Source organism: Algoriphagus aurantiacus, from assembly GCF_035156405.1.
Lineage (GTDB): Bacteria > Bacteroidota > Bacteroidia > Cytophagales > Cyclobacteriaceae > Algoriphagus > Algoriphagus aurantiacus.
Window position 1 is genome coordinate 263878 of the sequence record NZ_JAXRUT010000005.1, and the last position, 8756, is coordinate 272633.

The 8756-nt window shown below is 38.4% G+C and carries 7 protein-coding genes; 3 read left to right on the forward strand and 4 right to left on the reverse strand.

Annotated elements, in window-relative coordinates; genetic code table 11:
* The 4 genes from sufD to SYJ56_RS07725 all read right to left on the reverse strand — a co-directional run bounded on the left by sufD (position 1) and on the right by SYJ56_RS07725 (position 4257).
* Entirely contained in the window at positions 1 to 1269 is a 1269-nt protein-coding gene (gene sufD / locus SYJ56_RS07710; protein ID WP_323833146.1) for a Fe-S cluster assembly protein SufD, read from the reverse strand.
* Between the two features lie 22 nt (positions 1270 to 1291).
* Complete coding sequence (gene sufC / locus SYJ56_RS07715; protein ID WP_323833148.1) at positions 1292 to 2056, reverse strand: Fe-S cluster assembly ATPase SufC; 765 nt, start codon at positions 2054 to 2056, stop codon at positions 1292 to 1294.
* A gap of 49 nt (positions 2057 to 2105) precedes the next feature.
* Positions 2106 to 3551 (reverse strand): Fe-S cluster assembly protein SufB, encoded by a 1446-nt coding sequence (gene sufB, locus SYJ56_RS07720; protein ID WP_323833150.1) that lies wholly within the window; start codon positions 3549 to 3551, stop codon positions 2106 to 2108.
* Between the two features lie 232 nt (positions 3552 to 3783).
* Positions 3784 to 4257 (reverse strand): Lrp/AsnC ligand binding domain-containing protein, encoded by a 474-nt coding sequence (locus SYJ56_RS07725; protein ID WP_323833152.1) that lies wholly within the window; start codon positions 4255 to 4257, stop codon positions 3784 to 3786.
* Positions 4258 to 4635: 378 nt separating this feature from the next.
* Here SYJ56_RS07725 and SYJ56_RS07730 point away from each other — a divergent pair, with 378 nt between their 5' ends.
* The 3 genes from SYJ56_RS07730 (at position 4636) to SYJ56_RS07740 (ending at position 8674) form a co-directional block, all read left to right on the forward strand.
* Complete coding sequence (locus SYJ56_RS07730) at positions 4636 to 5163, forward strand: hypothetical protein (RefSeq protein WP_323833155.1); 528 nt, start codon at positions 4636 to 4638, stop codon at positions 5161 to 5163.
* A 152-nt stretch (positions 5164 to 5315) separates the two neighbouring features.
* The gene (locus SYJ56_RS07735; protein WP_323833157.1) at positions 5316 to 8144 is read left to right on the forward strand and encodes a S9 family peptidase; all 2829 of its coding nucleotides are present in this window, start codon (positions 5316 to 5318) and stop codon (positions 8142 to 8144) included.
* 155 nt (positions 8145 to 8299) lie between these two features.
* Positions 8300 to 8674, forward strand: a complete 375-nt coding sequence (locus SYJ56_RS07740) for a hypothetical protein (RefSeq protein ID WP_323833159.1) — start codon at positions 8300 to 8302, stop codon at positions 8672 to 8674.
* Positions 8675 to 8756: the final 82 nt, after the last annotated feature.

An 8756-nucleotide genomic window follows, 5' to 3' on the forward strand; every position in this document is an offset into this window, starting at 1 on the left:
TTAGAAGTTACTTCCTAAGCGTTCCTGAACCTGTGCGATACAATACGCTTTGAAACTTTCATCAGTGATATGTTCTAGGACTTCACCGGCAAATGCATAGAGCAATAAGCCTTTGGCTTGATCTTTTGCAATACCTCTAGCCCTCAGATAGAATAAGGCTTCCTCATCCAGCTGACCTGTAGTACAACCGTGAGAACATTTCACATCATCAGCCCAGATTTCAAGCTGCGGTTTAGTGTTGACCACAGCATCTTCGGATAGCAAAATGTTGTTGTTTTGCTGGAAAGCATTGGTTTTCTGTGCGTCTTGTCTTACGAAGATTTTTCCGTTGAAAACTCCCCGCGAACTGTCAGCAAGAATTCCTTTGTAAAGCTCATTGGATTCAGCATGAGCCACCGTATGATCCACATTGGTATGATTGTCTACGTGTGACTTACCATTAAGTAAGTACAAACCGTACATGTTTCCTTCAGAATTACTTCCGAGGATATTTAGACTCAAGTTGTTTCTGACCAATTCACCTGATAGGGATATAGTCACAGAAGTGAATCTTCCGTCTTTCTGAATATCTGTTTCTATGGTACTGGCTTCGATGGCATTTTTGCCTTCATTCTGCAGCTTGTAGTAGCGAATCTGAGTATTGATTCCACCTTTTATTTCCACTACTTTGTTCACGAAATAAGTCGATCCGCCAAGGTTTACACTGTGATTGATAAAGGTCACTTCTGCAAAGTCCCCGGCTTCAATCCATACTCTCGGCTGAATCACTTGGCCAGCGCTAGCGTTGAAGAAATTCAATAGAAGTATCGGTTTCTGAATTTGAGCATTTTTAGGAATGGAAATGAAAATTCCATTTTCAAAAGAACTCTGATTCAATGCACAAAAAGGATCTTTCTCGGGCTTTGCAATGCTTCCAAGTGCAGTTTCAGTTTTTTCTGAAAAAAGTAATACTTCTACTCCTTCTATAGTAGATGAAAGTGCAGGTTGAAAATGTCCGTTGGCGAATACCAAAACGTCACCTTCGTAACCTTCAAATAAATTTGACTTTACCTGATCGGCTGTTACTTCGAAATCTCCTGCCGGTGCAAAGTTTTGGATGCTTTGCTCGATCTTCTTGGTGATTGCAGTGAATTTGTACTCTTCTGATTTGTTGGTAGGGAATCCTTGGGCTTGGAAAGCTTCCTTTCCTGCAGTGCGGGCTTGTTCGAAACCTTTACCTGTATTACCCAATAATTCCACAAGTATATCGTGCTTGATAAGCGTACTCATGCGTGATGTTTTAGGATGAAAATCAAACGGTAGCGTTAGAATCGACTTCTTCTTTGATCCAATCGTATCCTTTTTCTTCTAGCTCTAGGGCAAGCTCTTTAGTACCTGACTTCACAATTTGTCCGTTATACAATACGTGTACGAAATCAGGAATGATGTAATCCAACAATCGCTGGTAGTGCGTGACCACGATGGTTGCGTTGTCTTTTGATTTCAACTGATTCACGCCGTTTGATACGATACGAAGCGCATCGATATCCAAACCTGAATCTGTCTCGTCCAAAATAGCCAGGGTGGGAGCAAGCATCGCCATTTGGAAGATCTCATTTCTCTTCTTTTCTCCGCCTGAGAAACCTTCGTTCAATGATCTGCTCAAAAGCTTCTGGTCCATCTCCACCAGTTTCATTTTCTCCTTCATCAAGGTCAAGAACTTTACCGCGTCAAGAGGATCTTCACCACGGTATTCTCTTACTTGATTCACTGCGGTTCTCAAAAAGTTAGTCGAGCTAACTCCTGGAATCTCCACAGGATATTGGAATGCAAGAAATACACCTTCTCTTGCCCGATCTTCAGGGGAGAGGTCAAGTAGATCCTTTCCTTTAAAAGTAACTTCACCTGCTGTCACTTCATATTCTTCTCTTCCTGCCAATACTGAAGCAAGCGTAGATTTACCCGAACCGTTTGGCCCCATGATCGCATGGACTTCTCCTGCTTTCACTTCAAGGTTAATGCCTCGTAGGATTGGAGTTCCTTCGATAGAGGCGTGCAAATTCTTTATATTAAGCATAATTCTTTCTAATCTTTCAATATTCTAATCTTTCAATCTTTCAATTGGCTTATCCTACAGATCCTTCAAGGGTCAAGGCTAACAACTTCTGTGCTTCCACAGCAAATTCCATCGGCAATTGATTCAAAACCTCTTTGGCGTAACCATTTACGATCAATGCAACTGCATCTTCTGTCGCAATACCACGTTGGTTGCAATAGAATAGCTGGTCTTCTCCAATCTTCGAAGTAGTAGCCTCATGCTCCACTTGAGCAGTTGGATTATTGATGTCGATGTACGGGAAAGTATGTGCTCCACAGCGATCTCCCATAAGGAGGGAATCACACTGTGAAAAGTTACGTGCATTAGTAGCTCGCTTCATCACTTGTACTTGTCCTCTGTAGGAATTTTGGGATTTTCCTGCAGAAATACCTTTGGATACGATTCTTGACTTGGTGTTTTTACCAATGTGAATCATTTTCGTTCCTGTATCTGCTTGCTGATAATTATTTGTAACAGCTACAGAATAGAACTCTCCGATGGAGTTATCTCCCTTTAGGATACAAGAAGGATACTTCCATGTCACGGCTGATCCTGTCTCCACTTGAGTCCAAGAAATTTTAGAGAAGTCACCCGCACAGATTCCACGCTTTGTCACGAAATTGTAAATCCCGCCTTTTCCATTTTTATCTCCGGGGAACCAGTTTTGTACAGTGGAATATTTTACTTCTGCATGTGCTCCAGCGTAGATTTCAACTACTGCCGCATGCAATTGATTTTCATCACGTTGCGGTGCAGTACACCCTTCTAAATAGGATACATAGGATGCATCTTCAGCTACAATCAGCGTTCTTTCAAACTGGCCTGTATTTGCTGCGTTGATTCTGAAATAGGTAGAAAGCTCCATTGGGCAACGAACGCCTTTTGGGATATAACAGAATGATCCGTCAGAAAATACTGCTGAGTTTAGCGCTGCATAGTAGTTGTCGGTCATTGGTACGACTGAACCCAGATATTTCTTTATCAACTCAGGATGTTCTTTTACAGCTTCGCTGAAAGAGCAAAATACAATTCCAAGTTTGGAAAGTGTTCCTTTGAAAGTGGTAGCTACTGAAACTGAATCAAGGACCGCATCTACTGCAATTCCTTGAAGTCTCTTTTGCTCATTCAAATTAATCCCTAATCGCTTATAGATATCTAATAATTCAGGATCTACTTCATCCAAATTCTTAGGCTTGCTAGACTGCTTAGGTGCAGAATAATATTTTAAAGACTGCAAATCGATTTTTGGGTAATGAACATTGGCCCATTTAGGCTCAGACATGGTTTCCCATATTTTGAACGCTTTTAATCTCCAATCAAGAAGCCATTGTGGTTCTTCTTTTTTGGCAGATATCCATCGTATGGTGTCTTCAGTTAAACCTATAGGAGCCTCATCGGCTTCATAGTTCACTGACCATCCGTGTTCGTATTCTTTTGACGTTAGTTCTTCTAAAATCTGATTGTCTTTGCTCATTGTTGCTGAGTTATTTAGACTAATTACATTTTAACTGCGAAGGTACAATATATAATGAAAATACCATGTTTTCACTCATTGGATAATTCTATCGAGCATTCATAGCATCGATAGAAAATGCCTTTTTTGTCCATTCTATACCGTCTTTACAAAAAAAAAGTATTGATGGTTCAATACTTTTGATTTTAAATGTGTTGAGTAAATAGTTTATTTAGATTTAATCTTAATTGTGCTATTTCTGTTTTTCGAAAAATTGAATTGGTCTGTTAATTGATTCTTCCAACACTATCAGGGTTTCTGTTCTGTCGATTCCTTCCACTTTTTGAATATTATCAAGTACAAATCTCAAATGGTTGGTGTCTCTACAAATGATCTTCGCGAAAATCGAATAATTACCTGTCGTATAATAAGCACTGACCACTTCGGAAATTGTCTTGAGTTTTTCAATAACCGTGTCGTAAAGAGAACTCTTCTCCAAATAAATCCCCAAAAATGCGGATATATCATAACCCAGTTTTGAAAAATCAATGTTAAGGGTGGCACTTTTGACGATACCCATATCCTCAAGTTTCTTCATGCGTACATGGACAGTTCCCGAAGACACAAAGACTTTTTTGGCGATTTCCGTGTAAGGAGTCTTGGCATCTTCATTGAGAAGGGAAATAATCTTCAAGTCTATGTTATCGATATCTAAAATTTTGTCCATTTTTAACGAGTGATTTTGGATGATTGTTAATGAATACGCCTGTAAATTAGAGATTGTTCAAAATATAGCAAAATTTTTTTTTCAATTTGTAATTAAAAGTAAAATCCACTTACTTTGGACTCGATACAGATGTTCAATTGAATATTTTGTTCATAGATTAAAAAGTCGAATTAAAATTTGAGATCTTTTGTATTTCCAAACTTTAGTTCATTTTCAACGGAAACTTTTAATCTCTAAAGTTATATTTGGGTTTATATTCTGAAAAGGGTCTTGCTTCTGGCAAGACTTTTTTGTGCCCTTTTTAGAATTTATAATGCAAAAAATTGTATTTGAAAAAATAAATACTGTATTTTTGTTTTGCACCTCGATCATAAAAAGATGTTTTCGCAACGAGTTTTTAATCGGCTTTTAGTTGTCATTTTTCTTTTCACACCATTTGTGGGAAAATTGCTCGACACCCATATGCCAAATGCGGATCCAATTGCCGACAAGGATTTTGTAGAATACAATCAGTTAAAAATCAGAAGTGTAGAAAATATCTATAATTCAAAAAGAGTTTCTAAACCTTCAGATTTGATTTTTTTTCCACTTACTACTGTTGAAGCTGATTTGGCGAAAAATCTCAATTCACATTGGATATGGTCAGAAAACACGTTTAATAATCTAGAAAGTTATTCGCCTTTTTTATTTCAAACAAAGAAATCCGCCAGGATCGGGGAGGTGAAAGTGCTACTTCAAGTGAATTCAACGGGTAGAATGATTGGTTTTAAAATTTTAAGCGACGTAGATAAGGGCTTACGAGAGCGAATTGATTATGTACTTAGGAAGTTGCCTGATTGTAAACCTGTACCCGGATATGATAAGTATGGGGTAGAAACTTTCGAATTAATTATCAAAAAATCGTAAGCCGGTCAATCCGGTTTTTTTTAAGCGGTTAGTGAATCGTGCATGGGTGTTTTTATTTTTGAATGGTTCCTGTCAGTCAGTTTCCAGTAATAATATTTGGAATAGTTTATTTTGATTGTTTGGTCAGGTCTTACCATTAATTCGCCTTAACTATGAAAATTAAAAGATTTGGAGTTTTATTAATTGTATTGTTCCTAGGTTCGCAAATTGTTTTTGCGCAACAGAAAAGGCCGCTAACTCATGCAGATTACGATGGATGGGAGAGATTGTCTTCAGAGAAAATCACCAAAAACGGGCTGTGGGTTGGATATCAGGTGTCTCCTCAAGATGGTGATGGTCGTATCGAAATTTTCTCATTCAAAGATCCTAACAAGCGACAAGTTATTTCTAGAGGGACATCGTTTGACTTTTCTGCTGATAATGCATTTGCAATTGGTAAGATTGTTCCAGAAAAAGATTCTGTGTATGTATTGAAATTGAAAAAGACAAAGAAGGATGATATGCCGTCCGATAGTCTATTCATTTTTAATATGGCAGAGAATAGTTTGGAAAAACTTCCGCGTGTTAAGTCATTTGCGATACCTGAAAAAGCAGGAATTTGGGTAGCAATTAATTTTGAAAAGGAGAAGAAGGAGAAAGCCAAGGATGATAAAGAGGCTGAGGCAGATTCTACAGCAAAGGCGGAAAAACCAAAAAAGACAGATGGAACAAAACTTACTGTCCGCAAATTGGATAGCTCAGTCAGCTATGATTTTGAAAGAGTGAAATCCTATGGCTTCTCTAAAAGTGGAGAATTCCTGTACTATGTTTTGGCGGAGGAGGATACCTTAGATAATGCAGCAATTTATTTGCTCAATCTTGCAAATGGTGAAAGTAAACTAATCTCTGAAGGAATGACTTCTTATTTGGATGTCACATTCTCTCCCGAAGCCCAATACCTTGCTTATCTCACTACCGATGATTCCACAAAAGCTAAAAAGCCTTATTACTCTCTGTTTCTAGCTGAAACGGCAAATGGAGATTTAAAGGAAGTAGCCACGAACGATTCTGACAATATTCTTGAAAGTGGAAGAATCAGCGAAAATGGTAATCTTAAATTTTCTGAGGATGAAGAACGCTTGTTTTTTGGTGTATCTCCCGATTATATGGATTACAGCTATGAAAGTGATACTACCATTTTGGATGACGAGAGAGTAAGTCTGGATATTTGGGGATGGCAGGATTCAGAGATTCAGCCTATGCAACTGAAAAATAAAGGACGCGATGAAAAGTTTTCCTATTTGGCTATAATAGATCTGACTACAGATAAAATCACCCAGCTTGCAGATGTGGATGTGAAAAATGTAATCCTTGAGTCAAAAGTAGAGCGTGATTTCGGACTGGCTTGGACGGATGAACCATATCGAATCAACTACAGCTGGAACATTCAGACTGGCAGGGATTTGTATTTGGTGGATTTTACGGATGGCACCAAAACTTTGATTGAGAAAAATACTTCGGGATTTCCTTCTATATCTCCAGAAGGCAACTATATATACTGGTACGATGGACGTGATAGCAGTTGGGTGGCTTATGATGTAGCCAAGAAGGCGAAAATCAACCTTACAAAAGAACTTTCTGAAGTGTTTTATGAGGAATTACACGATTCACCATCTTTACCAGGAAGCTATGGAAGTGCAGGCTGGTTAGCAGGTGACGAAGCTTTTTTGGTTTATGATAGATTTGATATCTGGAAAATAGATCCTAGAAATCCATCAGGAGCAATGAATCTTACTCAAGGAGTAGGCAGAAAGTCAAATGTAGTTTTCAGAAGACAGGATCTGGATCGGGAGGAGAGAAGCATCGACCCAAAAGGACAATTGCTGCTAACTGCGTTCAATGAAAAGACCAAAGATTCAGGATATTTTAGGGGTTCATTTGACGGAAAATCAGCGCCTAAGCAGTTGATCATGTCAGCGAATCGTTATTACGGACTGACAAAAGCAAAGGAGAGCACGGAGGTTTTTCTTACTAAAACAACTTATAAGGACAATCCGGATATGTACTTGGGTGATTTGACATTTAAAAACCTCGAAAAGGTTTCCAATCTCAATCCACAGCAAGTTAATGTGAATTGGGGTTCAGTTGAATTGGTGGATTATTTGACAAATGATGGAGAACCATTACAGGGTTTATTGTTCAAGCCAGAGAATTTCGATGCTTCTAAGAAATACCCAATGATGGTTTATTTCTATGAGCGAAATAGTGATGGATTGCATAGTTATAGAGCTCCTGCTCCCAGTGCATCCACGATCAATATTCCATATTTTGTAAGTAACGGTTATCTGGTGTTTGTGCCGGATATCAAATATCAACTTGGTCTTCCTGGACCTAGTGCTTACAATTGCATCATTCCAGGTGTTCAGTCTATTGTAGCCAGAGGCTTTGTTGATTCTGATAATATGGCAGTCCAAGGACAAAGTTGGGGAGGGTACCAAGTTGCCTATTTGATAACGCAAACAGATATGTTTAAAGCTGCAGGAGCAGGCGCACCTGTGGTAAATATGACTTCAGCATATGGAGGGATAAGATGGGGAACTGGCATGAGTCGTATGTTCCAATATGAGCAGACACAATCCAGAATAGGAGGTACACTTTGGGAAAAACCAGTTTACTACATAGAGAATTCTCCGCTATTCTTTATGGATCGTGTTAAGACACCAGTGCTGATCATGCATAATGACGAGGATGGTTCAGTGCCATGGTATCAAGGGATTGAAATGTTTATGGCATTGAAACGATTGAATCAACCCGCATGGCTGCTTCAATACAATGGGGAAGATCATAATTTGGTGCAACGTAAAAACAGAAAGGATCTTTCAATGCGGTTGAGTCAATTCTTTGATCATTACCTCAAAGGCGAACCAGCCCCACTTTGGATGTCTGATGGTCTTCCGGCTGTGCAAAAAGGGAAAACGTTGAAATATGAGTTATCCCAGTAATTGATATCAATGAAACGCCTTTCATTAAAAAATGAAAGGCGTTTTTTTAATTACGTATAACAATTATGTGAACATATAATTAGATTTTTCTTTGATACGGCACAGTAGAAGTGTAACTTTAAGAACACTTCGAACTTTTTTATTGTGCCTGTCCTATGATAAATATACTCCGTCGTGCTATTACTGGCTACAAAGCCATAAATATGTCCAAAAACGGCATAGATATTAAAATCTCTTACCGGGGTAAAAGGCCCTCTTCTGACCCATTAGCTACATTAAAGGAGGTGAAAGTTAAACTTAGTCAAGCCTCAAATGCGACACCCGTGGCGCTTGATATTAGCAAGTGTTGGAATGATAGATTAGCGTATTTGAAAAATAATAAGCCTTCTTACACCGCTAAATTCCAAATTGAGAATAGTACTTATTCAATTTCAAGGTATGTTGCAAAGCTAAATAGATCACCTTTGAGTCTTTATACCTTTAGTAATCACGATAAAATATTTAAGACCGTTGCAAAAGAATTGTCTTGAAAAACTTCAGGGATTTTTCGTCTTTTTTCACTCCATTTTTTGTTTTTAGATTGGAAAAAATCAATCATATCCTTTTAAGAGG